The 25,544-nt window shown below is 63.1% G+C and carries 21 protein-coding genes and 1 pseudogene; 8 read left to right on the top strand and 14 right to left on the bottom strand.

What is annotated here, in order from left to right; genetic code table 11:
• Positions 1–16 precede the first annotated feature (16 nt).
• Entirely contained in the window at positions 17–2,128 is a 2,112-nt protein-coding gene (locus tag ACTJK9_RS04130; protein ID WP_221397478.1) for a hybrid sensor histidine kinase/response regulator, read from the bottom strand.
• 132 nt (positions 2,129–2,260) lie between these two features.
• Positions 2,261–2,950, bottom strand: a complete 690-nt coding sequence (locus ACTJK9_RS04125; RefSeq protein ID WP_440812337.1) for a GntR family transcriptional regulator — start codon at positions 2,948–2,950, stop codon at positions 2,261–2,263.
• A gap of 140 nt (positions 2,951–3,090) precedes the next feature.
• On the opposite strand from ACTJK9_RS04125, the gene ACTJK9_RS04120 reads away from it, so the two are divergent.
• From ACTJK9_RS04120 to ACTJK9_RS04090, 7 genes are all read left to right on the top strand, one after another.
• On the top strand, positions 3,091–4,176 hold the full coding sequence (locus ACTJK9_RS04120; protein ID WP_440812334.1) for an ABC transporter ATP-binding protein: 1,086 nt from the start codon (positions 3,091–3,093) through the stop codon (positions 4,174–4,176).
• Position 4,177: 1 nt separating this feature from the next.
• Entirely contained in the window at positions 4,178–5,095 is a 918-nt protein-coding gene (locus ACTJK9_RS04115) for an ABC transporter permease (protein ID WP_085710121.1), read from the top strand.
• On the top strand, positions 5,092–5,880 hold the full coding sequence (locus ACTJK9_RS04110; RefSeq protein WP_064597101.1) for an ABC transporter permease: 789 nt from the start codon (positions 5,092–5,094) through the stop codon (positions 5,878–5,880). Before ACTJK9_RS04115 ends, ACTJK9_RS04110 begins: the two co-directional genes overlap by 4 nt.
• Before the next feature lie 15 nt (positions 5,881–5,895).
• Positions 5,896–6,948, top strand: a complete 1,053-nt coding sequence (locus tag ACTJK9_RS04105; RefSeq protein ID WP_064597104.1) for an extracellular solute-binding protein — start codon at positions 5,896–5,898, stop codon at positions 6,946–6,948.
• Between the two features lie 219 nt (positions 6,949–7,167).
• Positions 7,168–8,364: an amidohydrolase family protein gene (locus ACTJK9_RS04100; protein ID WP_440812330.1), complete on the top strand. Its 1,197-nt coding sequence runs from the start codon at positions 7,168–7,170 to the stop codon at positions 8,362–8,364.
• Positions 8,361–9,848, top strand: coding sequence for an amidohydrolase family protein (locus tag ACTJK9_RS04095; RefSeq protein WP_440812327.1), 1,488 nt, complete (start codon positions 8,361–8,363; stop codon positions 9,846–9,848). Before ACTJK9_RS04100 ends, ACTJK9_RS04095 begins: the two co-directional genes overlap by 4 nt.
• Positions 9,849–9,859: 11 nt before the next feature.
• Positions 9,860–10,519, top strand: coding sequence for a flavin reductase family protein (locus tag ACTJK9_RS04090; protein ID WP_085610484.1), 660 nt, complete (start codon positions 9,860–9,862; stop codon positions 10,517–10,519).
• Here ACTJK9_RS04090 and ACTJK9_RS04085 read toward each other — a convergent pair whose 3' ends face one another.
• The 4 genes from ACTJK9_RS04085 to lexA are packed head-to-tail and all read right to left on the bottom strand — an operon-like array spanning position 10,520 to position 16,251.
• Positions 10,520–13,618 (bottom strand): error-prone DNA polymerase, encoded by a 3,099-nt coding sequence (locus ACTJK9_RS04085; RefSeq protein WP_440812324.1) that lies wholly within the window; start codon positions 13,616–13,618, stop codon positions 10,520–10,522.
• A complete protein-coding gene (locus ACTJK9_RS04080) occupies positions 13,594–15,009 on the bottom strand; it encodes a Y-family DNA polymerase (protein WP_440812321.1) in 1,416 nt (471 codons plus the stop codon). Before ACTJK9_RS04080 ends, ACTJK9_RS04085 begins: the two co-directional genes overlap by 25 nt.
• A gap of 7 nt (positions 15,010–15,016) precedes the next feature.
• A complete protein-coding gene (gene imuA, locus ACTJK9_RS04075; protein WP_007959433.1) occupies positions 15,017–15,634 on the bottom strand; it encodes a translesion DNA synthesis-associated protein ImuA in 618 nt (205 codons plus the stop codon).
• Entirely contained in the window at positions 15,634–16,251 is a 618-nt protein-coding gene (gene lexA / locus ACTJK9_RS04070; RefSeq protein ID WP_039768874.1) for a transcriptional repressor LexA, read from the bottom strand. Before lexA ends, imuA begins: the two co-directional genes overlap by 1 nt.
• Before the next feature lie 200 nt (positions 16,252–16,451).
• Here lexA and ACTJK9_RS04065 point away from each other — a divergent pair, with 200 nt between their 5' ends.
• A complete protein-coding gene (locus tag ACTJK9_RS04065; RefSeq protein WP_440812317.1) occupies positions 16,452–18,110 on the top strand; it encodes a phosphoethanolamine transferase in 1,659 nt (552 codons plus the stop codon).
• A 7-nt stretch (positions 18,111–18,117) separates the two neighbouring features.
• On the opposite strand, the pseudogene ACTJK9_RS04060 reads toward ACTJK9_RS04065, so the two are convergent.
• From ACTJK9_RS04060 to ACTJK9_RS04025, 8 genes and pseudogenes are all read right to left on the bottom strand, one after another.
• Positions 18,118–18,387: pseudogene (locus ACTJK9_RS04060) on the bottom strand (DUF971 domain-containing protein); the annotation flags it as partial.
• Entirely contained in the window at positions 18,384–19,346 is a 963-nt protein-coding gene (locus tag ACTJK9_RS04055) for a HEAT repeat domain-containing protein (protein ID WP_440812314.1), read from the bottom strand. The pseudogene ACTJK9_RS04060 and the gene ACTJK9_RS04055, both read right to left, overlap by 4 nt.
• Positions 19,343–20,191 carry an ABC transporter ATP-binding protein gene (locus ACTJK9_RS04050; protein ID WP_440812311.1) on the bottom strand — a complete coding sequence of 283 codons (849 nt, stop codon included), beginning with the start codon at positions 20,189–20,191 and terminating at the stop codon, positions 19,343–19,345. Before ACTJK9_RS04050 ends, ACTJK9_RS04055 begins: the two co-directional genes overlap by 4 nt.
• Entirely contained in the window at positions 20,191–20,964 is a 774-nt protein-coding gene (locus ACTJK9_RS04045; RefSeq protein ID WP_039768884.1) for an ABC transporter permease, read from the bottom strand. Before ACTJK9_RS04045 ends, ACTJK9_RS04050 begins: the two co-directional genes overlap by 1 nt.
• 52 nt (positions 20,965–21,016) lie before the next feature.
• Positions 21,017–22,420, bottom strand: a complete 1,404-nt coding sequence (locus tag ACTJK9_RS04040) for an ABC transporter substrate-binding protein (protein ID WP_440812309.1) — start codon at positions 22,418–22,420, stop codon at positions 21,017–21,019.
• Positions 22,421–22,654: 234 nt separating this feature from the next.
• Positions 22,655–22,900, bottom strand: coding sequence for a 4Fe-4S dicluster domain-containing protein (locus ACTJK9_RS04035; RefSeq protein ID WP_041062341.1), 246 nt, complete (start codon positions 22,898–22,900; stop codon positions 22,655–22,657).
• A 25-nt stretch (positions 22,901–22,925) separates the two neighbouring features.
• On the bottom strand, positions 22,926–24,656 hold the full coding sequence (locus ACTJK9_RS04030) for a fumarate reductase/succinate dehydrogenase flavoprotein subunit (RefSeq protein ID WP_440812306.1): 1,731 nt from the start codon (positions 24,654–24,656) through the stop codon (positions 22,926–22,928).
• A 2-nt stretch (positions 24,657–24,658) separates the two neighbouring features.
• Positions 24,659–25,405, bottom strand: a complete 747-nt coding sequence (locus ACTJK9_RS04025; protein ID WP_440812303.1) for a GntR family transcriptional regulator — start codon at positions 25,403–25,405, stop codon at positions 24,659–24,661.
• Positions 25,406–25,544 lie beyond the last annotated feature (139 nt).

Raw genomic sequence — 25,544 nt, 5'->3', positions numbered from 1 at the left:
GTCAGGGGATTGGAGCTCAGGTGCTGAGCACGGAACGGATCATCTGCAGCAGTGCTTCGGGGCCATAGGGCTTGCCGAGCAAATGGGTGTCGGGGCTGAGCTGGTGGTTGCGCGAGATGATGTCGCGGGTGTGGCCCGAGGTGAACAGCACGGCCACCGGCGGCATTTGCACCTTGGCCCACGCCGCCAGATCGGAGCTTTTGATAAGACCGGGCATGACCACGTCGGTGAAGATCAGGTCGACCCGCGCGCCTTCCATCAACATCTGCATGGCCGCATCGCCGTTGCCGGCGATCAGCACGCGGTAGCCTTCTTCGCGCAACAGTTCGACCGCCGAGGTGCGCACCGCTTCGTTGTCCTCGACCACCAGGATCGTTTCGTGACCGCCCGCCTGCTGATGATTGACGCTCGGCGAGTCATCGAGCACGGGGCGCAGGCTGCGTGGAAAGTACAACTGCACCCGCGTGCCTTCGCCGATCCGACTGTCGATCTCCACATGCCCGCCGCTCTGCTTGACGAAGCCGAACACCATGCTCAAGCCCAGGCCCGTGCCCTGGCCGTCGGCCTTGGTGGTGAAGAACGGTTCGAACACCTGCTCGAGCATGTGCGGGGCAATGCCCACGCCGCTGTCACTGACCGAGACCCGCACGAAATCCCCCGGCACGATGCCCTTGCCCGAACAGAACGCCCGGTCCAGCGAGAGGTTGGAGGCGCCGAGCACAATCGTGCCCTCGCCCTTCATGGCATCCCGGGCATTGATCGCCAGATTGAGAATGGCGTTTTCCAGTTGATTGCGGTCAACGTTGATGTGCCAAGGCTCAACAGGCAGTTGCACATCGATCTGAATGGTTTCGCCCAGCGCCCGTTGCAGCAACTCGCCCACGCCTTCGAAGATCTGGCGGGGGTTGCACACCGCCGGCGACAGCGGCTGACGCCGGGCAAACGCGAGCAGTTGCGAAGACAGCTTGGCGCCGCGCTCCACCGCCGCCAGCGAGGCGCTGACCCGACGCTGGACGTTGGCATTGTCCGGTTCATGGCGAGCCAGCAGGTGCAGGTTGCCGGCGATCACTTGCAGCAGGTTGTTGAAGTCATGGGCCACGCCGCCCGTAAGGCCGCCGATGGCTTCGAGCTTCTGCGACTGACGCAATTGCTCTTCCGCGGCGAGGCGCGCCTCGACTTCATCCGCTACCCGCTGTTCGAGGTTGCGGGTGAACTTGAGCAGCGATTCCTCGGCGGTCTTGCGCTCGTGAATATCGATCAGCACACCGGGGAAACGGAACGGCCGGCCCTGCTCGTCGAATTCGCAAGCACCGCTGGCGAGCACCCACAGACAACTGCCATCGGCACGCACCACCCGGTACTCGGCGTTGTAGGGCTCGCCGGTACGCACCGAATTCTCCACGCACTCCTGTACCCAATTACGGTCGTCCGGATGAATGTGCGTCTCGGCGATATGCTGCGGCAGGTTGCTCAGGTCTTGATCAGGCGGGTAGGAAAATGTCCGGGCAAAACGCTCGTCGGCCGACAGCACGTTGTTCCTGACGTCCCAGACAAACGAGCCGAGCAATGCCCCGGCATTGAGTGCCAGGCGCACCCGCTCGTTGTCGGCGCGATAGGCATCTTCAGCGGCCTGGCGCAGACGCTCGGACAACACCAGTTCAGTGGTCTCCACCACCATCGCCATCACGCCCGAAGGCACACCGGCATCGTTGGCCACCGGGCTGTAATACAAATCGAGCCAGACATCCTCGGGCACGCCGTCGCGCAGCAACACCAATACCTTGTTGCGATATTCCAGGGTGCCGCCGGCCAGACAGGTGTCGACCACATGCCGGTTGAAATCGGCCACCTCCGGCCAGCCCAGTTCCACCGGCGATCCGAGCAGGTAGGGATGTCGTCCGCCGGCGAATCGTGAATAAGCGTCGTTGTAGATCATGTAACCGGCATGCCCCCAGAGCATGACCATCGGCAGCGGCGAGGCCAGCATCAGCTGGACAGTGCTGCACAGGCTGGCCGGCCAGGTTTCGAGGGGGCCCAGATCAGTCCTGCTCCAGTCAAACGCACGAATGCGCCCGGCCATCTCGCCTTGCCAGCCGTCACACCCATGGCTATCGGATAAAAACTGCATCAGCTGCTTCAACGCCTTGTAGTGGGTCCGGTTCTATCGCCGCGCGTTCAAACGCCACGCCCGTCTGTTTCGAGCGTGTCGGGCAGCGATGGTTTCATTAGAGGTATAGCCGATTTCACCTGCACTCGACGCTCACACTCCGATCAGGTGTTTGAGCGGGTGGTAGCCAGTCTTCATTTTCGCAGCGACGTCGAGGATCGCCTTCTGGATGCCGTCCAGGTGCATGCAGGTCAGCTCGATCGCGGCGCTCTGATTGCCGGCCTCGATGTACTCGATCAGGCGCAGGTGCTCGTCATCACGGCAGGCTTCGTGGCTGTCGTCATCCAGCGCGGCGGCGTACAGCGAGGCGCGGGAAATCAGCTTCTGGAACCAGTCGAGCAGTACCGGGTTGTTCAGGCTGCGTGCGAGTTTGATGTGGAACTCGCCGAGCAGGTGAATCAGTCGCTCGTGGTCGCCGGCTTGGTGGGCTTCGTCTTCAAGCAGCAAATGATCACGCAGGTCCTGCATCACCGCCGAATCCTTGCGCCGGCACAGTTCGGTGACGATGCCGATCTCGATCAGACGCCGGGTTTCGAACAGCGAACGGATTTCCTCATCGCTGGGCAGCGACACCGACGCACCTTTATTGGGCTCGGTGGTGACCAGTCCGTCGGCCTCCAATTGCTTGAGCGCCGCGCGAACCGACGTGCGGCTGACATTGAACAATTCCGCCAGCGACGCCTCGCCCAGCTTCATCCCCGGACGCAGCGAACGCTTGCTGATCGCCTCGTAAACCCCTTGGTAGACGCGGTCGACCGTGGTTTCCGTTTTTTTCTCGGTCATTTGAAAGCTCCTTCAACGCTGGCGACGCTGCCCGACGAACGACTCAGTCAGGGAAATGGGGGGTTGCGCCAGCAGATTAATCCGGGTATTTCTAAATTGCATTCAGATATTGCATACAATAATTAGAGGATTGCACCATTATGGGTCAACAAATAGCCATTGAAGTGCGTAACGTATCCAAGCGGTATTCTGATGATCCAGGCCTGGCGCCAGCCCTCGACAACGTGTCGGTGAACATCGCCGACAACGAGTTTTTCACCCTCCTCGGCCCCTCGGGCTGCGGCAAGACCACCCTGCTGCGCACCATCGCCGGTTTCGAACACGTCAGCGACGGCGAGATCCGTCTGGCGGGGGAAACGGTCAATCACCTGCCGCCGTTCAAGCGTCGGGTGAACACGGTGTTCCAGAGTTACGCGCTGTTTCCGCACATGAGTGTCGCGCAGAATATCGCCTTCGGCCTCGAGATGCAGGGTCTTGATCGCAAGACGATTCCCGGACGGGTCGACGAAATGCTCGCGCTGGTGCAGATGGAACACCTGGCCGGGCGCAAGCCGGCGGAATTATCCGGCGGCCAGCAGCAACGCGTGGCTCTGGCCCGGGCCCTGGCGCCGAAGCCCAAAGTGCTGTTGCTCGACGAGCCGCTGTCGGCGCTGGACCTGAAGCTGCGCAAGGAAATGCAGGTCGAACTCAAGCGCGTGCAGCAGGAAGCCGGCATCACTTTCATCTTCGTCACCCACGATCAGGAAGAGGCCTTGACCCTGTCCGACCGGATCGCGGTGATGTCCGCCGGCAAGATCCTGCAGATCGGCACCCCGACCGACATCTATGAACGCCCGCAGCACCGTTTCGTCGCCCAGTTCATCGGCGACATCAATTTCCTCCCCGGCGAACTCAAGCGCGGCGAACACAACGAAAACCTCTTCGTGCCCAACGGCATGCCGGTGGAAATCCCCTGCCCGCCGCAAGGCGTCAATGGCAGCAGCGTGCAGCTGGCGTTTCGTCCCGAACGTTCGCAACTGGTCGCAGCGGATCAACCGCATCACCTGCGCGGGGTAATCGAGGCGGTGCTGTATGTCGGCACCGCGACGCTGTACCAGTGCCGTTTGAACAACGACATCAAAGTCATGCTGCGGGAAAACAACGAAGGCCTGAACCGTGGTCGTGCAGTCGGCGAGCACGTGGCGGTGCACCTGCCGCCCCAGGCCTGTCTGTTGATGGAGGCCTGAGATGAGCGTCAGCAGCACTTCCCCCTCTCTCAACCGCGCGCTGTTGCTCAGCCCGGTGGTGTTGACCCTGCTCGCCCTGATCGCCATTCCGCTGGGCATCATGGGCTACATCAGCCTGCTGCCGCGCAACACCTACGGCGGCGTCGACTGGCAGGCCCAATGGCAGTTGCAGAGTTACGTGCAGCTGTTTTTCCAGGAAGGTTTTGACGGCGAGCTGGAGCTGAACTGGGTCTACGCCCAGGCGCTGTTGCGCTCGGTGTTCCAGGCCGGTGGCACCACACTGTTGTGTTTCCTGTTCGGCTTTCCGGTGGCGTTGTGGATGTCGAGCCTGACCCCACGCCGGCGCAACCTGATGGTGTTGCTCATCACCATTCCGTTCTGGACCAACCTGCTGATCCGCAATTACGCGTGGCTGATCATCCTGCGCGAGCAGGGCTGGGTCGCCCAAAGCCTCAACGCGCTGTTCCCGAGTGCCGGCGGCATCACCCTGCTGTACAACGACTTCGCGGTCAGCGTCGGTCTGGTCTACAGCTTCCTGCCGTTCATGATTTTGCCGATCTACTCGACCCTGGAAAAACTCGACTGGCGTCTGGTGGAAGCCGCCTATGACCTGGGCGCCAACCGCTGGCATGCGCTGCGGCGGATCATCCTGCCGCTGTCGATGCCCGGCGTGATCGCCGGTGCGTTGCTGGTGTTCGTGCCGAGCCTCGGCGCCTTCATCACCCCGGCGATCCTCGGCGGCGGCAAGACCCTGATGATCGGCAACCTGATCCAGCAGCAATTCGGCACCGCACGCAACTGGCCGCTGGGCAGTTCGCTGTCGTTCCTGCTGCTGGGGATTCTGCTGTTGTCACTGGTGCTCTACGCCCTGTACAGCCGCAGCGCGGCGAAAACCCTGAACCGGGGAGCGAAAGCATGATCTCTCTGCACCTGAAAAAACTCCCGGCGACCCGGGAAATCAGCCTGCTGATCCTCGCCTATCTGTACGTGCCGATCCTGGTGTTGATCGCCTACAGCTTCAACGCCAACCGCTCGGCGACGGTGTGGACCGAGTTCTCGTTCGCCTGGTACGGGCGGATCCTGGCCAACCCGTCGATCCAGACCGCGGCGCTGAACTCGATCATCGTCGCGACCATCGCCACCGTGTGCGCCACGGCGATTGCGCTGCTGGCGGCGCTGGCGACCTACCGGCCGTTCTACGGGCAGAAAATGGTCGAGGGCGGGATCAACCTGCCGCTGATCCTGCCGGAGATCGTCACCGCCGTGGCCACCCTGCTGCTGTTCATGGCGCTGGGCATCAAGCTCGGGCTGATGACGGTGATCGTCGCGCACATCGGCTTCTGCATCCCGTTCGCCTACCTGCCGATCCGCGCACGCCTGAACGATCTGGACAAGAGCCTGCTGGAGGCCGCCAACGACCTGTATGCCAATCCGTGGCAGGTGTTTCGCCGCGTGACCTTGCCGCTGCTGTGGCCGGCGGTGCTGTCCGGTTCGGTGCTGGCGTTCGTGGTCAGCCTCGACGATTTCATCATGACCTTCTTCGTCGCCGGGCCCGGTTCGACCACGTTGCCGGTGTACATCTTCTCGGCGATCAAGGCTGGCGTAACACCTGAAATCAACGCGATTTCAACCCTGATGCTGGTGATTTCCATCGTGCTGGTGGTGCTGGCCTTCTGGCTCGGCCAACGCGGCAAACAACAATAAACCTGGAGCGCGCTCATGAAAGTGAAAAACATGCGTCTGGCAGTATCCGGTCTGGCCCTGAGTTGTTTCACCGCGTTCGGCGCCCACGCCGCCGAGCCCAAACAGTTGTTCTTCTACAACTGGACCGATTACTACCCGGTGGACCTGCTGGCCAAGTTCGAAAAGGAGACCGGGATCAAGGTCACCATGGACGGCTACGACAGCAACGAAACCCTGCTCGCCAAGTTGCAGGCCGGCGGCGCCGCGTATGACGTGATCGTACCGTCGCAGTCGATCATGCAGACGCTGATCAAGCAGGACCTGCTGTTGGAAATCGACGCCCCGACCCTGAGCAACTTCCAGTACGTCAAAGGCCCGTTCCGCGACCCGAGCTTTGACCCCGGCCGCAAGTTTTCGGCGCCTTATCTGTGGGGCACCACCGGGTTTTCCTATGACAGCGCCCGCGTACCCGGCGGCAAGCTCGACGACTCGTGGAAAGAATTCTTCGAGCCGCGCAAGGAACTGCAAGGCCAGCTCGCCGCCCTCGACACCTCCAGCAGCGTGATCAACGCCGCCAGTCATTACCTGAACGTCGACGAATGCACGGAAAACCCGCAGGACGCCAAGCGCATCCTCGAGCTGCTGCAAAAGCAGAAACCGTTTTTGAAGATGTACAGCTCCGACAACACCGTCGACCGCATGGCCTCGGGCGAAGTGATCATGATGCAGAACTGGAACGGCTCGACGGCCCGCGCCACGTTGCAGAAGAGCACGATCAAATACGTGTACCCGAAAGAGGGCCTGGCGATGTTCCAGGACAACTTCGCCGTACCGAAAAGCGCGCCGCATCCGGGCAACGCCAAGATCTTCATCGACTGGATGATGAAGCCCGAGAACGCGGCGGCCGTGTCCAACGCGATTGCCTATGCCAACGGGATTCAGAGCGATCAGTTGCTGGATGCGAAATGGAAGGTCATGGACGCGATCAACATGCCCGAGGAGTACGCCTCGCGCCTGCGCCCGGAGAAGGAATGCAGCAACAAGGCGCGGGAGCTGCAGGATCGGATCTGGTCGAAGCTTAAGGGTTGATCCGAAACCGCAGCCCTCACCCTAGCCCTCTCCCAAAGGGAGAGGGAACCGATTGGGGAATATTCAAGAAATACACCGACCTGAACGTTTTGCTCTGAATCCATAATCGACTCGGTCTCTCAGGTCGGCGTAGTACCTGAGACGACTCGGTCGGTCCCCTCTCCCTCCGGGAGAGGGCTAGGGTGAGGGGAAAAAATCCAAAGAACAAATGAGGTTCCAATGACTGCCCCCCGCTGGCTCAGAAACATCCGCCCCTACGGCGCCCCCGCCGAAGACCTGCTGATCGAAAACGGCAAGTTCAGCCAACGCCGCGCGGCCTCCACTGCTCCATTGGCCGCCACCGACATCGACGGCCAGAACCAGCTCCTGACCGCCCCGCTGGTGGAAAGCCACGTCCACCTCGACAAGACCCTGTACGGCCAGCCCTGGCGCCCGAACAGTGCCGGCCCGACGCTCAAGGACTACATCAGCAACGAGCGCCGCGTGCTGCGCGAAGTCAAAGCGCCAATCGCCGAACGCGCCGGCGCCCTGCTGGAGAACTGCATCGCCCGGGGTTCGCTGACCATGCGCTGCCATGTCGACATCGACCCGGAATTCGGCCTGCGCCACGTCGAGGCCATGCAACAACTGCGCGAAACCTACAACGACCTGATCGACCTGCAGCTGGTGGTCTTCCCGCAAACCGGCCTGATCAGCCGCCCCGGCACTGCCGAGCTGATGCGTGAAGCCATGGCCCTGGGCGTGGAAAACGTCGGCGGGCTTGACCCCTGCGGCATCGACAATGACCCGATCGCGCAACTGGATTTCGTGTTCAAACTGGCCAGCGAATTCCAGCGTGGCGTCGACATTCACCTGCATGACAAAGGTGAACTGGGCCTGTGGCAGATCGCCCGGATCGCCGATTACACCGAGCGTTTCAACCTGCACAACCGGGTGATGATCAGCCACGCCTATTGCCTGGGCATGCTGCCGTGGAGTCAGGTCAAACCGGTCGCCGAACGCCTTGCTGCACTGGGCATTTCGCTGATGAGTTCGGCGCCGGCCGATTGCGCCGTTCCACCCTTCCTGGCGCTGCGCGAGACCGGCGTTAACGTGTGTCTGGGTTCCGACGGCATTCGTGATGCGTGGTCGCCGATGGGCAATGGCGACATGCTGGAACGGGCGATGCTGCTGGCCTTCCGTTTTGATCTGGGCAAGGACGATGAACTGGCGGCGGCGTTCGACGCGGCGACGGTCAACGGTGCGCGCGCATTGGGGATCGAGGATTACGGCTTCGCCGTCGGCCGGCCGGCGGACTTTCTGCTGATGCCGGTGGAAACCCTCGGTGAAGCGGTGGTCGCGCGGCCGGTGCGTCAGGTCTATCGCGGCGGCGAACTGATCGCCAGCGGCGGTCGTTTGCTGGGCAGCCGTCTGTGAAACGCATCGGCCTGAAGGCCGGTTGCGTGGTCGGTTTCGACGGCACGCAACATGTGCTGTGGCGCGACGGCGAAGTGGTGTTCGCCGGGTCGCGCATCGAGTTTGTCGGGCGCGGTTATCAAGGGCCGGTGGATCAGTGGATCGACTACGGCAACGCACTGATCGGTCCCGGTTTTATCGACCTGGACGCCCTCGGCGATCTCGATTCCACGGTGCTGACTCTGGACAACGGCGACGAGCGCACCATGGGCCGCATGTGGTCGGCGGAGTATCTGGCGGCCGGCCCGCGTGAGTCATTCAGCCCCGAGGAAGAGGTCTTCAAATACCGCTACGCCTTCACTCAGTTGATCCGCAACGGCATTACCACGGCCATGCCGATCACCTCGATGTACTACCGCGAATGGGCGGAGACCTACGACGAGTTCGCCGCTGTCGCCGGCGTGGCGGGCGAGTTGGGCCTGCGTACCTATCTCGGCCCCTGCTACATGAGCGGCATGAGTTACTGGCGCGCCGACGGCACCCTCGCCCATCACTGGGATGAGGCTCGGGGCCTGGCCGGGCTGGACGCGGCCGAACGGTTTTTCAAGGATTTCGATGGCGCCCACGCCGGGTTGATTCGCGGCGCGCTGCTGCCGGATCGCATCCAGACCTGCACCCCGGCGCTGCTTGAGCGTACGTCCGCATTGAGTCGTGAACTGAATGCACCGATGCGCCTGCATTGCTGTCAGGCGCCGGGTGAAGTGGCGATGGTCGAACAGCTGCGCGGTACATCGCCGCTGGGCTGGTTGCAGCAACTCGACCTGCTCACCCCGCGCAGCCTGCTGCCCCACGGCCTCTACACCTCGGGCGATGACGATCTGCAACGGATCATCGACGGCGGCGCGAGTCTGGTGCACTGCCCGCTGGTGTTCGCCCGTGACGGCGAGGCGCTGAATTCGTTCGGCCGCTATCGTGCCAAAGGCATCAACTTCGCCCTCGGCACCGACACCTGGCCGGCAGACCTGCTGGAGAATATGCGCCACGGCCTGAACATCGCCCGGCTCATGGAAGGTAGTCCATCGCTGACCAGCAGCCTCGACCTGTACAACGCCGCCACTCTCGGCGGCGCCAAGGCGCTGGGCCGTGACGACCTCGGTCGCCTGGCGCCCGGCGCCAAAGCGGATATCACCGTGTTCAATCTGCGCGGCCTGCATCTGGGCCCGCTGTTCGATCCACTGAAAAACCTGTTGCTGGCCGGACGCGGCGACGACTGCATCGCCAGTTACATCGACGGTCGCTGCGTGATGCAGAACGGTCAGGTCATCGGCGTCGACTACCCCTCTCTGCAACGCCAGGCCCAGCGCCAATACGAAAAACTGATGCGCAGCCACAGCGACCGGGCCTTTGGCCGACCGGACTGGAAAACCCTGTTCCAGCCGGCCATTGCGTTCGCCGACGACTACAGCGCCGAAGCGCCGTTGAGCGCCATCGATCCCCTTCTTTAGAGAACACTGCCATGCACAGCTTCGACTTCAGCCAACTGAGCCCACGGGAAAAATACAAGATTCTGATCGGCAGCGTGGTGCCGCGCCCGATTGCTCTGGTCACCACCATCGACGGCGAAGGCCGGGTCAATGCCGCGCCGTTCAGTTTTTTCAATGCCCTGTCGGCAGATCCGCCCATTCTCGCGCTCGGCGTGGAGAACTACGGCGATCAGAGCCCGAAGGACACCACGCGCAATATCCAGATGAATCAGGAGTTCACGGTCAACATCGTCAGCGATGCACTGGTGGAGGCCATGAACGTCTGCGCCGTGCCGTTTGCGCCGGGCTTCGATGAATTGACCGCTGCCGGCCTGACAGCGATTCCCGGCACCGCGGTCAAATGCCCGCGAATCGGCGAAGCCCCCGTGGCGCTGGAATGCCGACGGATGATGGCGCTGAACATCGGTCAGTCCCGGGAGATCATTTTTGGCGAGGTGTTGATGGCCCATGTGCGCGACGAGTTGATTGACCCGAAAACCCTGTACATCGATCAATTGGGGCTGGATGCGATCGGGCGCATGGGCGGGCATGGTTATGCGCGGACCCGGGATTACTTCGATTTGCCGACCCGCTCGTTGCAAGCGTGGACGGAAGCGCCGGGGGGTGGCGAACGGTTCTGGCCACAGCGCTGATCAGTGGAAGTCGCGGCTCTGTACGCGGATGCCGTTGAGCAGCGGAGTCAGATCGCTCAGGCGTCCGGCAATCAAGTGCCGCACCTCGCCTTCCCGCTCCCAGCGGCCATCGACCTTGAGCAATTGCGAGCCCACCAGCACCTGCCGCTGACGCTCGGCCAGATCGCGCCAGACCACCACGTTGACGTTGCCGAACTCGTCTTCCAGGGTCACGAAGGTCACGCCGCTGGCGGTGCCCGGCCGCTGGCGACCGGTCACCAGCCCCGCCACGCTGACCGGCCGACCATGCTCGACTTCCAGCAACTCCCGGGAACTGCGGCAGCGCCGTGCCCGCAACTCGTTGCGCAACAACGTCAGCGGGTGCGGCCCCAGCGTAGTGCCCAGTGTGGCGTAGTCGGTGAACAGGTCTTCGCTGACACTCGGCGTCGGCAGCAGCACATCCGGCTCTTCCTGACTCGGCAACCCGGCAAACAACCCGAGCTGTTTCTGCACCCCGGCCACTTCCCAGCGTGCCCGATGACGATGACCGGCCAGACCGCGCAATGCCCCGGCATCGGCCAGCAGCGCCTGGGCGCGACTGTCGAGCCCGGCCCGTTCGCCCAGATCGGCGACATCGGCAAACGCCCCCCTCGCCCGCGCGCTTTCAATGCTGCGCGCATCCTCCTCGCGAAAGCCCTTGATCATCCGCAGGCCCATGCGGATGGCCGGTTGCTCGCCGGTGATCGGCTCCAGGCTGCAATCCCAGTCACTGGCGCGCACGTCCACCGGGCGGATCTGCAAATGATGCCGGCGCGCGTCCTGAAGAATCTGATCCGGGCTGTAGAACCCCATCGGCCAACTGTTGATCAGCGCGCAGGCGAACGCCGCCGGTTCGTGGCACTTGAGCCAGCAACTGGCATAGGTCAGCAAGGCAAAACTGGCAGCGTGGGATTCAGGGAAACCGTAACTGCCGAAGCCCTTGATCTGCTCGAAGATCTGCGCGGCGAATTCCGGGGAGTAGCCGTTTTTCTTCATGCCGGCGGCCAGTCGTTCCTTGTGCGGCTCCAGCCCGCCGTGGCGTTTCCACGCGGCCATGGAGCGGCGCAACTGATCGGCCTCACCGGGGCTGTAGTCGGCGGCGACAATGGCGATCTGCATCACCTGTTCCTGAAACAGCGGCACGCCAAGGGTGCGCTTGAGCACCACTTCCAGTTCCGGGGACGGATAGGTTTCCTCTTCCTCCTTGTTCCGGCGGCGCAGGTACGGATGGACCATGCCGCCCTGGATCGGCCCCGGCCGGACGATGGCCACCTCGATCACCAGGTCGTAGAAGGTTTGCGGGCGCAGGCGCGGCAGCATCGACATCTGCGCCCGGGACTCGATCTGGAACACACCGATGGTGTCGGCGCGGCTGATCATGTCGTAGGTCGGACGATCCTCAGGCGGGATCGTGGCCAGGCTCAGATCCTGATGACGATGACGGCGCAGCAGGTCGAAACAGCGGCGGATCGCGCTGAGCATGCCAAGGGCGAGGATATCCACCTTGAGCAGCCCGACGGCGTCGAGGTCATCCTTGTCCCACTGGATAATCGTGCGGTCGGCCATGGCGGCGTTTTCCACCGGCACCAAAGTGTCCAGCGGTTGCTCGGAAATCACGAAACCACCGGGGTGTTGCGACAGGTGCCGGGGGAAGCCGATCAGTTGCCCGGTCAGGCTCAGCACCCGGTGCAGCAGCGGGCTTTCGGGATCGAAACCGCCTTCACGCAGGCGCTCCACGGGAGGGGTTTCATCGCTCCAGTGGCCGCAGCAGTCGGCCAGCGCATTGATCTGGTCCGCCGGCAAACCCAGCGCCTTGGCCACATCGCGGATCGCGCCGGAAGCGTGGTAAGTGCTGACCACCGCCGTCAGCGCCGCACGACGGCGACCATAACGACGAAACACGTATTGCAGGACTTCTTCCCGGCGTTCGTGCTCGAAATCCACGTCGATGTCCGGCGGCTCGTTGCGCTCCCTCGACATGAAACGCTCGAACAGCAGCGTGGTGCGATCCGGGTCGATCTCGGTGATGCCCAAGGCAAAACACACCGCCGAATTGGCCGCCGAACCTCGGCCCTGGCAGAGGATTTTCTGCTCACGGGCGAAGCGCACCACGTCGTGCACGGTGAGGAAGTAGCTTTCGTAGCCGAGTTCGGCGATCAGCTCCAGCTCATCGTCGATCTGCTTGAGCACCTTGGGCTGTGCGCCTTTCGGCCAGCGCCAGGCGATGCCTTGTTCGGTCAGGTGGCGCAGCCAGGAACTGGCGCTGTGTTCCTCGGGCACCAGTTCTTTGGGGTATTGATAGCGCAACTCGCCCAGATCGAAGGTGCAGCGGCGAGCCAGATTCACCGACTCGTCCAGCAAGGTCTGCGGATACAACTCGCGCAACACATCGAGGCTGCGCAAATGCCGCTCGCCATTGGGGTGCAGGCGCAATCCGGCTTCCGCTACCGGGACGTGATGGCGGATCGCGGTCATGGTGTCCTGCAAGGCCCTCCGGCCACGGGCGTGCATGTGCACATCGCCACTGGCCACTGCCCGAATCTGCAGTTCATCCGCCAGACTCAGCAGTGCAGCCAGTCGCCGCTGATCGTCCTGCCCGCGGTGCAACTGCACCGCCAGCCACAGCCGCTCGCCGAAGGTCTGCTTCAGCCAGCGGCCCTCTTCCACCTCATCGACCGAATCCGGCACCCACAGCACCAATAGCCCCGGCAGCGGTTCGCTGAAGTCCTCGCGCAGTATTTGATACTGGCCTTTCCGGGTACGCCGTCGGGCTTGGGTAATCAAGCCGCACAGCGTTTGATAACCCTCGATGTTCTCGACCAGCAACACCAGTTTCGGGCCGTTCTCGATGCGCATCTCGCTGCCGATGATCAGCGGCAGCTCCACGGATTTGGCCGCCTGCCAGGCACGAACGATCCCGGCCAGGGTGCATTCATCGGTGATCGCCAGTGCCTGATAGCCGTGTTTTTTCGCCCGCTGAAACAGCTCCAGCGCACTGGACGCACCACGCTGGAAACTGAAGTTCGACAGGCAGTGCAGTTCGGCGTAACCCTGGCTCACGCGAACCAGCCCTGCAGCCACAACGGGCCGCCCTCACCCACCGCCCGGTACGCCCAGCCTTGCTGGCCGGCGCGGTTCTGGATCAGGTAATAGTCGCGGCGCACGTCGTCACCGTCCCACCAGCCGGACTCGATCCGTTCCGGGCCCATGAGGATGCGCGCCGAACCTTCGGGCACGGACTGCGGCTCGCCCAGCAACCAGCCCGGACGCTGCACGCCCGACAATGCAGGGCAACGCTGTTTGTCATCGGCGTTCTGCCACGCGCACTCCGGGCGATGATCGGCCTGAAAGCGCAGGCCCTGCACCGCCTCATCCCCCAGCCGCGCGCGCAGGCGTTCGCGCAATTGCTCCCAGGGCAAGGTCTGCTGCGGACGGTCGTCGAACAGCTCCTGAAACTGCGGCACGAAACTCGGCAGATCCTCGGCGCGCAAACGAAAACCGCGCACCGGGGCTTCGACCTGCACCTGCTCCAGTCGGCCACGGGCCAGTTCAAAGAGCATCGCCGGATCGCGCTCGGCGCTGAGCAGGCCGACCTTGATCAGCGTGTCCGGCAACCCGGCGTGTTCCAGATGCAGGTCGAAGCGCTGCACGCCGCTGTCGCGCCCGCACAAAAACGCCGCCAGATCGGACGTCAGGCGGCGCAATGGAAACAGCAGCGCCTGATGGGACTGCACGTCGAAATTGAGTTCGATGCGCACATCGAAGCGATCCGGCGGCAGGTAGAACGCCAGCGCCAGCGGCCGTGCGCCGAACAGCGTGTCCAGATGCTTGAGCATCGGCGCCTCGAAACGCCGGGCCAGGGCCTGACGCGGCAGGTTCTGCACCTGATGAAGGTTGCGCAGGCCCATGCGCGACAACGCCGTGGCCACGCTCGGTTCAAGGCCGATGCGGTCGACCGGCAATTGCCCGAGGTGATGGCGCAGGGCTTCACCGTCGGGCACCACCAATCCGTCGTAGGCGTTGGCCAACACCCGTGCCGCCACCGGGTTGGGCGCGGCAACGATGCGGTGCCGAAAACCCAGCTCGGTCAGCTCCGTGCGCAACCGCGCCTCGAACTGCGCCCAGGAACCGAAAAGCCCGAGGCTCGATTCGATCTCGAACACCACGGTGCGCGGGTAATGCACGCTGACCTGCGCGCTGAAGCGATAGGCCCAGGCGGCGAGAAACTGCTGCCAGTGCTCAACCTCGGCCGAATCGTAATCGACGGTGGCGAACCCTTTGCTCATGGCCTGCGCGGCGGTCATCGACTGCCCCGGACGCAAGCCCAGTGCCCGCGCCGCCGGGTTGACCGCTTGCAGCACCCGGCGCTGGGCCGGGCCGCTGAGCAGCGCCAAGGGTTGCTCGGGATCGGGGCGCTGACGCAGCACGGCGTCGAGAGCCAATTGCGGGAACAGAATGCAAACCCAGCGCATGGCGACCTCAATGCCCCACGGCGAAGGCAATCGGTGCGCTGCGCGCCAGACCACCCCGGCACTTGAGCACGCGCAATTGCGCGGGTCGTGCATCGATGGCAATGCGCAATGCGGCCGGCGACGGGTTGACCGCTTCGCTCAATGGCCGCCACGCGAACGCCAGGGTCTGGCCGGTTTCCGCCGCCACCTGCAAACGGCGCAAGGCGCGATCATCGGCCTTGTGCGGCCAGCACAGCACCGCACCGCAGCTGCCCGAGCGCAGGCATTGTTCCGCCGCCCACAACGCATCGCGCTCGCTGGCCTGGATCACCGACAACTGCCGCAGATCGACTCCGGCATTGGCCCAGGCCTGCGGGTACGGCACAAACGGCGGCGCCACCAGCACGATGCGCTCGCCCGCCGCCGACAGCCGCGCCAACGTCGGCCACACCAGTTGCAGCTCACCGACACCGGGCCCGGCCAGGAGGATTTCGCTCAGCGCCGCTTCCGGCCAGCCGCCACTGGGCAACGCTGCGTCCAGCGCCGCGTGCCCGGTGGGTTGCGGGCTGGCGGCCGGTGGCGCAGGCCGGCCCTTCCAGACCTGGCCGCCATTGAACAGCGTATCCAGCGCAACGACGGCCCCCATCAGCCTTGCCTCACCAGACCGCAGAACACCCCTTCGATGGCCAGGTCTTGATCGGCCCGCACCACAATCGGCTGGTACGCCGGGTTGCGCGGCAACAGGCGAACCTCATCACCGATGCGCTCGAAGCGTTTGATGGTGACTTCACCGTCGAGCCGCGCCACCACGATCTGGCCGTTGAGCGCCTCGGGGTTGCGCCGCACGCCGACCAGATCGCCGTCGAGAATGCCGTCCTCGATCATCGAATCGCCCTGCACCCGCAGCATGTAGTCGGGCGTGCGGGAGAACAACGCCGGGTCGAGCATCAGCCGATTGTGCAGGTCGGCATCGGCACCGATGGGCGCACCGGCGGCCACCCGGCCGAGCACCGGCACTTCGAGCAGTTCCGGTCGCGCCGGTTGCCCGAGCAAACGAATGCCCCGGGCCTGATGCGGGTTGACCTCGATGAACCCGGCTTCGGTGAGCGCCAGCACATGCTTGCGCGCCACGCTGCGGGAGGCAAAACCAAAAGCCTCGCTGATTTCAGCGAGGCTTGGGGGCTGACCGTGTTCGGCGATGCGTTCGCGGATGAAGGTCAGGATGGCGGTACGGCGGGGAGTCAGAGTCGTCATGGAGTACATTTGTACTCTTGTGGGAATTTCCTGACAAGCACCGCCAGTCAGCTCGGTCCGACTTCATCGCGCGGCGCTCAACGGCCACCTGAGTTACGTCAGCCATCGCTGAAAAACTGTTACCGGATGTTTACAAAATTTTTACCCATCATCTTCTACAGTCAGGAGCACATTCGTATGAGTTTTCTATCGGTAGAGGAAAGATTCAAATGGCTTTGGGCAAAGGACTGCGCTTGCCAGTCATCACTCCGACCCGCCTGGTGCTGCTGTTTTCGCTGGCACTGGTGGCGCTGTACAACCTGGCGACCTGGAAGGCGCTGGGAACGCTGATTACCCTGCAAGGCGCACAGAAACTGGCGTTTTTCGCCTCCTTCGGGCTGTTTCTGTGGGCGGCGCTCACCCTGCTGCTGACCCTGGTGTCGTTTCGCTGGACGCTGAAACCGGCATTGACGCTGGTGGCTGTGCTTTCGTCTTGCGCGGCGTATTTCATGAACGAATACGGCATCACCATCGACACGGTGATGATCCAGAACGTGTTCGAAACCAACCCCGGGGAAGCCACGGCGCTGTTCAGCGGCAAACTTCTGGCTTACGTGCTGGTGCTCGGTGTGTTGCCGGCCGTGCTGATCTGGCGCTGGCCGGTGGTTTATCGGTCGTTCTTTCGAGGCTTGCTGAACAAGGTGCTGGTGATCGTGGCCTGTGTGCTGGTGATCGGCGCTTCGGTGGGCGCGTTCTATTCGACCTACGCGCCGATCTTTCGTGAGGAAGACAAGCTCACCCACTTCATCAACCCGACCAACTACATCTACGCGATCAGCAAATACACCAAGCAACGGCTGGGGATCAAAAAGCATTTCGTGGTGCAGGCCATCGGCGAAGACGCGGTGATGAGCGCCAAGGCGGCCGGTCGCGAGAAGAAATCGCTGATGGTGTTCGTGGTCGGCGAAACCGCCCGGGCCGACCATTTCTCGCTCAACGGTTATGAGCGCGAGACCAATCCCGAGCTGAGCAAACTCGACATCATCAACTTCACCAACGTGCATTCCTGCGGCACCTCGACGGCGGTGTCGGTGCCGTGCATGTTCTCGATGTTCCCGCGCGAGGACTACAGCGACAAGAAAGGCAAAACCTACGAAGGCCTGCTGGATATCCTGCAACGGGCCGGCGTACAGGTGCTGTGGCTGGACAACAACAGCGACTGCAAGGGCACCTGCCTGCGGGTGCCGAACCGCGACATCGCGAAGAACCAGCCGGGGCCGTTCTGCGACGGCAACAACTGCCTCGACGAAGCGCTGCTGGCTGACCTGCAAGGCTACATCGACCGCCTCAAGGGCAACGCGATCATCGTCCTCCACGCCGACGGCAGTCACGGCCCGGAATACTACGAGCGCTATCCCAAGGACATGGAGCGCTTCAAACCGATCTGCCACACCAATCAACTGGGCAGTTGCAGCCGTGACGAACTGGTCAACGTCTACGACAACACGATCCTCTACACCGACCATTTCCTGGCCAAGGTGATCGAGCTGCTCAAGCGCAATCAGGACCACCTCGATACATCGATGCTGTACGTGTCCGACCATGGCGAATCATTGGGCGAGAACGGCCTGTACCTGCACGCCGCGCCCTATGCGCTGGCGCCGGAAGCCCAGACCCATGTGCCGATGGTGATGTGGTTCGGCAACAACACCCTGGCGCAACTGGGCATCGACCGTGGCTGCCTGCAAGGCAAGAGCAGCCAGCCGGATCTGAGCCATGACAACCTGTTCCACTCGGTGCTGGGGTTGTTCGAGGTCAGGACGTCGCTGTATCAGCCGGGGCTGGATATTTTCCATGGCTGTCGGCCGGCGATGAAGGCGGGACAGTGATCCCCTCCAGCTGCGCCAGATAGGCCCACGGGTAAATCCCGCGCTGATGGCCGTCGCTGAACACCAGTTGCAGACCGTAGCCCTGAGCGTTCAATTCGAGGACCCGCACACGCGGGTCAACCATGGGCGGCGAGCCCCGCAGGCGAAACGCCCGGCATTGCGAGCACGGGCATTGGCGGCGCAGTTCGGCATGGTCAAGCAACTGCTCGCGGCCATCCGGCCAGCTCAGCCGCAACCGGTGCTCAGTTTGAGAATTGCCGACCGACAGCGGATTCATTGCAGCTGACTCAAGGCAATCCGCACGGCTTTGCGCACTTCCGGATCGCCGTCGTCCTGCGCGGCCTGCAATGCGGCCACGGCCCCGCGATCGTTCAGTTCGCCGAGAGCCAGCGCGGCTTCCTTGCGCAGGTTGCTGATGCGGTGGCCGAGGGTGTCGATCAGCGCGTCGAGGGCTGGCACGTAACGCAAACGGCCGAGGCTGCGGGTCGCGCGCAGGCGAACCTGCCAGTAGTCGTCGGCCAAGGCTTCGATCAGCGCCGGCCCGGCGTCGGTGTGGCCGACCTTGCCGAGGGTGGTCGCGGCTTCTTCGCGCACTTGCCAGGCCTGATCCTGCAAGGCCTGACGCAACGCGGGCAGCACCTCGGCATCACTGGCCAGGCCCAGGGCGCCGGTGGCGGCGCGGCGCACTTCGGTGTCCGGATCATTGCTGGCCAAGCGGGCCAGGGCTGGCAGCGCGTCGAGTAGCTTGAGCCAGCCAAGCACGCCGACGGCTTCACGGCGCACGCTGGCGTCGGCATCGTTCAGCGCCTGAATCGCGGCCGGCGCAGCGCCGGGGAAGCGCAATTCACGCAAGGCCCGGAACGCGGCAATCCGCACGCCGGTTTCGGCATGGGCGGTCCACGGCAGAATCACCCTGCCCGCCGCTTCGGTCTTGAGCAGGCTCAGGCTCTGCGCCGCAGCGGCTTGCACCGCCGGCGACGGATCCGTCAGCGACTGGCACAGCGCTTCAACCACCGGTTGGTCTTCCCAGGCTTCCAACAGGCGCGCCGCTTCGGCACGCACTTCTTCGGCGGGGTCTGCGGCCAGGCGCTCGACCAGCCAGAGCAGACCGTCCGGCTCTTCGAGGTCGGCCAGGTCGATCAGGGCAATCCGCCGCACCCCGGCATCATCGGCGGTCAGGCGTGGTTGCAGGGCGAGAATGTCGTCGTTATCGGTCACAGCAAAAAATGAAGTCACAGGGCAAATCTCGGCAAGGCGTTTTCGGGAGGCAGGCCGAGCGGGTTGAGGCGCGGCAGCGGTCGGTCGTTGTCGTGGCGCAGCAGGTCGAGGCAGTGGCGCTTGAGGCGCGAGAACTCGTGGCTGGTCACCAGTTCGGTGGTGCGTGGCCGGGGGAAATCCAAGCGCAGGTCTTCGATGATTCGCCCCGGTCGTGCGCTCATCACCAGCAAGCGATCGGCGAGGAATAGCGCTTCGTCGATGTCATGGGTGACGAACACCACGGTGGTGCGAATCCGCGTCCAGATGTCCAGCAGCAGTTCCTGCATGTTCAGCCGGGTCAGCGCGTCCAGTGCGCCGAAGGGTTCGTCCATCAGCAACAGCCGGGGGCGATTGACCAGCACCCGGGCGATCTCCACCCGTTGCTGCATGCCGCCGGAAAGTTGATCCGGCCAGCGTTCGGCGAAGCCTTCGAGGCCGACCAGTTTGAGGATGTCGTCGGCGGCGCGATGGCGTTCGGCCTTGCCGATTCCGCGCATCTTCAGGCCGAAGGCGACGTTGTCGCGCACCGTGCGCCACGGAAACAACGTGTGATGCTGGAACACCATGCCGCGTTGTGGTGACGGGCCGGACACGTCGGTGCCGTCGACTTTCAACTGTCCGCCATGGGGCTGCAGATGCCCGGCCAGCGCGCCGAGCAAGGTCGATTTGCCGCAACCGGACGGGCCGAGAATACACACGAACTGGCCCGGTTCGATCTGGCAGTCCAGCCCCTGCACCGCTTCAAACGCTTGCCGGCCTTCGCCGAGGACGATGGATAGCTGACGGATATCGATCCGCCCTTCCGGGGTTTGCATCACGCTCATCAGGCTTTTCCTCGTGGTCGATGCCAGGGCGTGAACAGCCCGCCCAGGCGTTTGATCAGCAGGCTGCTGCCCATGCCCAACACGCCGATCAGCAACATGCCGACCACGATGTCCGCATAGTTCTGGATGGTGTAGGACTCCCAGGTGTAGTAACCGATGCCGAACTGGCCGGAGATCATTTCGGCGGTCACCAGACAGAACCATGAGGTGCCCATGCCGATGGCGAGGCCGGTGATGATGCTGGGCGCGGCACCCGGCAGGATCACTTCCAGCAGAATCGCCCGACGCCCGGCCCCGAGGCTTTTGGCCGAGGCGATCAGGCGCGGGTCGACGCCTTCGACGCCGTGCACGGTGTTGAGCAGGATCGGGAATAGCGCGCCGGTGAAGGTGATGAAGACCATCGACAGTTCGGAGGATGGGAACATCAGGATGGCCAGTGGAATCCAGGCGACGGCGGGGATTGGGCGCAGCACTTCCAACGGTGGCAGCAGCAGGTCTTCGGCCCACTTTGAGCGGCCGATGGCCAGGCCCAGGGCGATGCCGATCACCAGCGCCGCGAGGTAACCGGCAAAGACCCGGCCGAGGCTGGCGCTCAGGTGCTGGATGAGCTTGCCGGAGTCGCCCAGGCCAAGGGCGGCTTCGATCACAGCCAACGGGGTTGGAACGTTGGCGAAGGTGACGAGGCCGAGGTTCCAGTGGTGGCTGGCAGCGAGTTGCCAGAAGAGCAGGCAGAGCAGCAATGAGGCGGCTCGGGGGATCCAGCGTGAAAACATATATCACCTCTGATCGTTCCCACGCTCCGCGTGGGAACGATCTACGTTTGAGTCAACGGGTGGCCACGGCCTGGGTCGTGGCGTCGGTGAAGTCGAGAACCTTCCCGCCCTGCGCCGACGCGTATTGCTGGGCTTGGCCTTTGAGCAGAAACGCGCTGAGGCGCCCCTTCGCATCGCTGGCAAACCACGCCTGCTCCGCCAGCAACTTGATTCCGCTGTCACTCGCCTGGGCATACACCGCCCGGATGTTCTTGCCTTCCGACTTCAGGCCGGCCAGCGCGGTGAACGCCTCTTCAGCCGAGGCATAGCGCCGGACCTTGTCCTCACCGCGCACCCAGATTTCCGCGACATGGCTGAAATCGCTGATAGCTTTTCCAGTCACCGCATCGACAGACTTCAACGGCGTCTGCGCGTAGTTGGCCAGTTGCGCGGTGTAATCCAGATTCGAAGCCTTGAACGCCGCACGGATGTACTGATCGTCAATAAAGGTATTCAGATCGAGCCCACGATCGGCCTTCTTCAGCAGCTTCAGCGTGTCGATGGCCGTGCCCACAGCCTGGCGATATTCCGGTTTCCAGCTCAGGTCGCGGGTCTGCACGCCGAGCGGGCCGTGGAACAGGTAATTGACCTCAGCATCAACGCCGGTGACCTTGGCGATCAGCTCGCTGTATTTCTCCGGTTCGGCGGCCAACAGTTGATTGGCCTCGATGCTGGCGCGCAGGTAAGCAACGACGATTTCCGGGTATTTTTTCGCGTAGGCCTGATCCACCAGCGCACCGTGGAAGGTCGGTGCATTGGCCTGGGCGCCGTCGTAGATCTTGCGGGCGAAGCCACGGCTCGGGAACAGCTCGGCGAACGGTACGAAGTCGGCGTGGGCGTCGATCTTGCCGGCCTGCAACGCCGAGCCTGCGACTTCTGGCGGCTGGGCGATGATGTTCACGTCCTTGAGCGGATCCCAGCCCTGCTCCGCCACCGCGCGCAGCAGCATGCCGTGGGCGGTGGACGCGAACGGTACGGAAATGGTCTTGCCCTTGAGCTCGCTCAGCGACTGCACGCCCGACGCGCTCGGCACCACGATGCCGTTGCCGCTGCCCTTGATGCTGCCCGACAGCACGCTGATGAACAGGCTGTGTTTGCCGGCGGTTTCGAACGCCACGCCGTTGAACGCACCGGGGAAATCGGCCATGGCGCCGAAGTCGAGTTTGCCGGCGACCATCTCGTTGGTCAGCGGCGCACCGCTGGTGAAGTTTTTCCACTGCACGTCATATTTGGCGTCTTTATAGGCGCCCTCGTGAGGCAGGTATTTGTCGAGCAGGCCCAGCTCACGAATCAACAGGCCGCCGGCGGCGCAGTTGATGGTGGTGTCCTGGGTGCCGATGGCAATGCGGATGGTTTCGGCCGAGGCCGACAGGGTGAACGAAGCCAGTACCAGACCGGCGATTGCTGCACGCAACATGGTTGAATCCCCTCGAATCATTTATAGGATGTTCGTCTCCGCCGCGATCAGGGCGCGGTGGGAAACGAGGGGTGTTTGGTGAATCCAGCGTCCGGGGTTTTCCGGATGGCTATCGGCTCGCTACAAATCCCCTGTGGGAGCGGGCTTGCTCGCGAAAGCGGTGTTTCAGTCAATAGTGATGCCAGCAATGCCGGCCTCTTCGGGAGCAAGCCCCCTCCCACAGTGGATTTGGGGTCACCGCAGGAGATAAGGGATTTCGACTTTGACGGCACCGGTCGGGCAGTCCTTTTCGCACGGCATGCAGTACCAGCACTCATCGAAGGCCATGTAGGCCTTTTGCGTGGCCGGGTTGATCGCCAGCAGGTCCATCGGACAGACGTCAACGCACACGGTGCAGCCCTTGTCGGCGATGCATTTGTCCTCGTCCACGGTGACGGGGGCATTGGAGCGGAAGAAGATTTCCTGGGCTTGATAGGCCATGGTTCGGACTCTCTCTAGTGATGCATCAAGCGGCGAAAGCGCCGACCCGCAAACGGTCGTAGGCCTGCATTTCCTCGGCATCGAGGGGGATGATGTAAGGCTCGACGGCTTTCTTGAAACTGGTCATGCGCCCGTCTTCGCCCTTCTTCAGATGGCAGTGGCAGAACCATTCGCGGTCGTCCCGTTGCGGATGATCGACGCGGTAGTGATACAGGCCCCAGCGGCTTTCGGCGCGGAACAGTGAGGCGCGGGCGGCCATTTCGGCGCAGTCGCGGATCACGCTGGTTTCCATGGCGCGCATCAGTTCGTGGGCGTTGTTGGCCTTCATCTGGTTGAGATCGCGCTCGATGTCGCTGAAGCGTTGCAGGCCGATTTCCATCTTCTTCGTCACTTTCGGCGGTTGCAGGTAGTCGTTGACGAAGCGCCGCAGCTTGTACTCGACCTGCGCCGGCGGCAGACCGTGTTCGCGATCCAGCGGTGCGTAGACCCGGGCCTTTTCCTTCTCGATCTGCTCGGTATCCAGCGCAGAGAACTCGCGCCCGGCGACAAATTCCGCCGCGTTATTACCTGCGAACCAGCCGTAGGTGAACGCGCCGAGCATGTAGTTGTGCGGCACGGCAGCCATGTCGCCGGCCGAGTACAAACCCTTCACCGAGGTTTCGGCGCGCTCGTTGACCCACACGCCGGACGCCGAATGGCCGCTGCAAAAACCGATTTCCGAGATGTGCATCTCGACCATCTGCGTGCGGTAATCGGTGCCGCGATTGGAGTGGAACTGGCCGCGACTCGGGCGCTCGTTGCTGTGGAGGATTTCCTCGATGTTCTGGATGGTTTCCTCGGCCAAGTGATCGAGTTTGAGGAACACCGGACCGTTGCCGCTCTCCAGTTCCTGGTGAAACTCCCACATCATCTGCCCGCTCCAGTAGTCGCACTCGATGAAGCGTTCGCCCTTGTTGTTGGCGGTGTAGCCGCCGAGCGGCCCCGTGACGTAGGCGCAGGCCGGGCCGTTGTAATCCTTGATCAGCGGATTGATCTGGAAGCACTCGAGGTTCGCCAGTTCGGCCCCGGCGTGGTACGCCATCGCGTAACCGTCGCCAGCGTTGGTCGGGTTTTCGTAGGTGCCCATCAGGTAACCCGAGGACGGCAGACCTAACCGGCCGGCCGCGCCACAAGCGAGGATTACTGCCTTGGCTTTGATCACATGGAAGTCGGCGGTGCGGCAGTCAAACCCCATCACACCGTTGACGGCGCCCTCCTCGTCAGTCAGCAGACGGGTGCAGACCAGGCGATTGGTGATGTTGACCCTTGCGCGTTTCAACTGGCGATACAGGACTTTCTTGATGTCGTGCCCTTCCGGCATCGGCAGCACGTAGGCGCCCATGTGGTGGACTTTCTTCACCGCGTAATCGCCGGTTTCGTCCTTCTCGAACTTCACGCCCCAGCGGTCGAGCTGCTCGATGGTTTCAAAGCTGTGAGTGGCATAGGCGTACACCGCCGCCTGATTGACGATGCCGTCGTTGGCGATGGTGATTTCCTTGGTGTACTGCTCGGGCGTCGAGTGGCCGGGGATGATCGCGTTGTTCAGGCCGTCCATGCCCATGCTGATCGCGCCGCTGCGCTTGACGTTGGCCTTGTCGACCAGCAGCACGCGCAGCTCCTTGTTCTTTTCCTTGGCCTTGATCGCGGCCATCGGGCCGGCAGTGCCGCCACCGATCACGACGATGTCGTATTCCTGCTCTAAGGTATTGCGGGTCATGGTCACGCCCCTTTTTGCCGGTCGATCCGCAGGCGGTACTGGAACGCATCGCCACGGTAGTAAAGGTGTTCGAAGTCCAGCGGCTGGCCGTCGGCGTCGTGAGTCAGACGCTCAATACGCATGATCGGCGAGCCGGCCTCGACGTTCAGGGCCTGGGTCAGGTCGCTGTCGGCCAGCACCGCGTCGATGGCCAGATCGGCGTGGCCGAGGGCGATGCCGCAGTCGTTTTCGAGGATCAGGAAGATGTCGCGGGTCACCAGATCAGCCTTCTCCAGCCGCTCGCCGACGGCTTTGGGCAGGTAGGTGATTTCCAGCGAAATCGGCTCGCGATTGATCAGGCGTACGCGTTTGATCTGCGCAACAGTTTCGCCTTCGGCGACCTGCAAACGCTCGGCGACCAATTTGTCGGCGGCGATGAATTTGAAGCTGCGCAGGCGGTTGATCACCTCGTAGCCACGGCCGGTCATGGATTCGGCGAGGCCTTGCAGGGTGCTGACGTTTTGAAAGGTCTTGGGCTTGGCGACGAAGGTGCCTTTGCCGTGGATCTTGAAGATCAGCCCTTCCTTCTGCAGATCGCCCAGGGCCTGGCGCACGGTGATGCGGCTGACCTTGAACAGTGCGCCGAGCTCGCTTTCGGACGGCATCTGGCTGTCTTGCGGGTATTCACCGTCGAGAATCCTGGCTCGCAGCACGTCGCGCAGTTGGGTGTGCAGAGGAACGCTGCTTAAGGAGAGAACGTTATCGGTCATCACGGGATCACTTGTTATAACGAGTTATGACGTGATCTTAGAGACGTTATGACAAGCTTGAGAAATACCGAATGAGCATAAGGTTAGACAGGTGGCGCAATTTCTTAATGTGGGAGCGGGCTTGCTCGCGAATGCGTCG

The organism is Pseudomonas sp. 22082 (assembly GCF_052046055.1).
GTDB lineage: Bacteria > Pseudomonadota > Gammaproteobacteria > Pseudomonadales > Pseudomonadaceae > Aquipseudomonas > Aquipseudomonas pharyngis.
This window is presented reverse-complemented; position numbering and strand designations above follow the sequence as displayed.

What these genes read in the sequence shown, in the direction of transcription:
- ACTJK9_RS04125 (WP_440812337.1), bottom strand. Translation starts at nt 2,950, where the DNA reads ATGACCGAGAAAAAAACGGAAACCACGGTCGACCGCGTCTACCAAGGG.
- ACTJK9_RS04065 (WP_440812317.1), top strand. Translation starts at nt 16,452, where the DNA reads ATGGCTTTGGGCAAAGGACTGCGCTTGCCAGTCATCACTCCGACCCGC.
- ACTJK9_RS04115 (WP_085710121.1), top strand. Translation starts at nt 4,178, where the DNA reads ATGAGCGTCAGCAGCACTTCCCCCTCTCTCAACCGCGCGCTGTTGCTC.
- ACTJK9_RS04130 (WP_221397478.1), bottom strand. Translation starts at nt 2,128, where the DNA reads ATGCAGTTTTTATCCGATAGCCATGGGTGTGACGGCTGGCAAGGCGAG.
- imuA (WP_007959433.1), bottom strand. Translation starts at nt 15,634, where the DNA reads ATGGGGGCCGTCGTTGCGCTGGATACGCTGTTCAATGGCGGCCAGGTC.
- ACTJK9_RS04045 (WP_039768884.1), bottom strand. Translation starts at nt 20,964, where the DNA reads ATGTTTTCACGCTGGATCCCCCGAGCCGCCTCATTGCTGCTCTGCCTG.
- ACTJK9_RS04025 (WP_440812303.1), bottom strand. Translation starts at nt 25,405, where the DNA reads ATGACCGATAACGTTCTCTCCTTAAGCAGCGTTCCTCTGCACACCCAA.
- ACTJK9_RS04030 (WP_440812306.1), bottom strand. Translation starts at nt 24,656, where the DNA reads ATGACCCGCAATACCTTAGAGCAGGAATACGACATCGTCGTGATCGGT.
- ACTJK9_RS04040 (WP_440812309.1), bottom strand. Translation starts at nt 22,420, where the DNA reads ATGTTGCGTGCAGCAATCGCCGGTCTGGTACTGGCTTCGTTCACCCTG.
- ACTJK9_RS04120 (WP_440812334.1), top strand. Translation starts at nt 3,091, where the DNA reads ATGGGTCAACAAATAGCCATTGAAGTGCGTAACGTATCCAAGCGGTAT.
- ACTJK9_RS04080 (WP_440812321.1), bottom strand. Translation starts at nt 15,009, where the DNA reads ATGCGCTGGGTTTGCATTCTGTTCCCGCAATTGGCTCTCGACGCCGTG.
- ACTJK9_RS04090 (WP_085610484.1), top strand. Translation starts at nt 9,860, where the DNA reads ATGCACAGCTTCGACTTCAGCCAACTGAGCCCACGGGAAAAATACAAG.
- ACTJK9_RS04110 (WP_064597101.1), top strand. Translation starts at nt 5,092, where the DNA reads ATGATCTCTCTGCACCTGAAAAAACTCCCGGCGACCCGGGAAATCAGC.
- ACTJK9_RS04035 (WP_041062341.1), bottom strand. Translation starts at nt 22,900, where the DNA reads ATGGCCTATCAAGCCCAGGAAATCTTCTTCCGCTCCAATGCCCCCGTC.
- ACTJK9_RS04105 (WP_064597104.1), top strand. Translation starts at nt 5,896, where the DNA reads ATGAAAGTGAAAAACATGCGTCTGGCAGTATCCGGTCTGGCCCTGAGT.
- lexA (WP_039768874.1), bottom strand. Translation starts at nt 16,251, where the DNA reads ATGTACTCCATGACGACTCTGACTCCCCGCCGTACCGCCATCCTGACC.
- ACTJK9_RS04050 (WP_440812311.1), bottom strand. Translation starts at nt 20,191, where the DNA reads ATGAGCGTGATGCAAACCCCGGAAGGGCGGATCGATATCCGTCAGCTA.
- ACTJK9_RS04100 (WP_440812330.1), top strand. Translation starts at nt 7,168, where the DNA reads ATGACTGCCCCCCGCTGGCTCAGAAACATCCGCCCCTACGGCGCCCCC.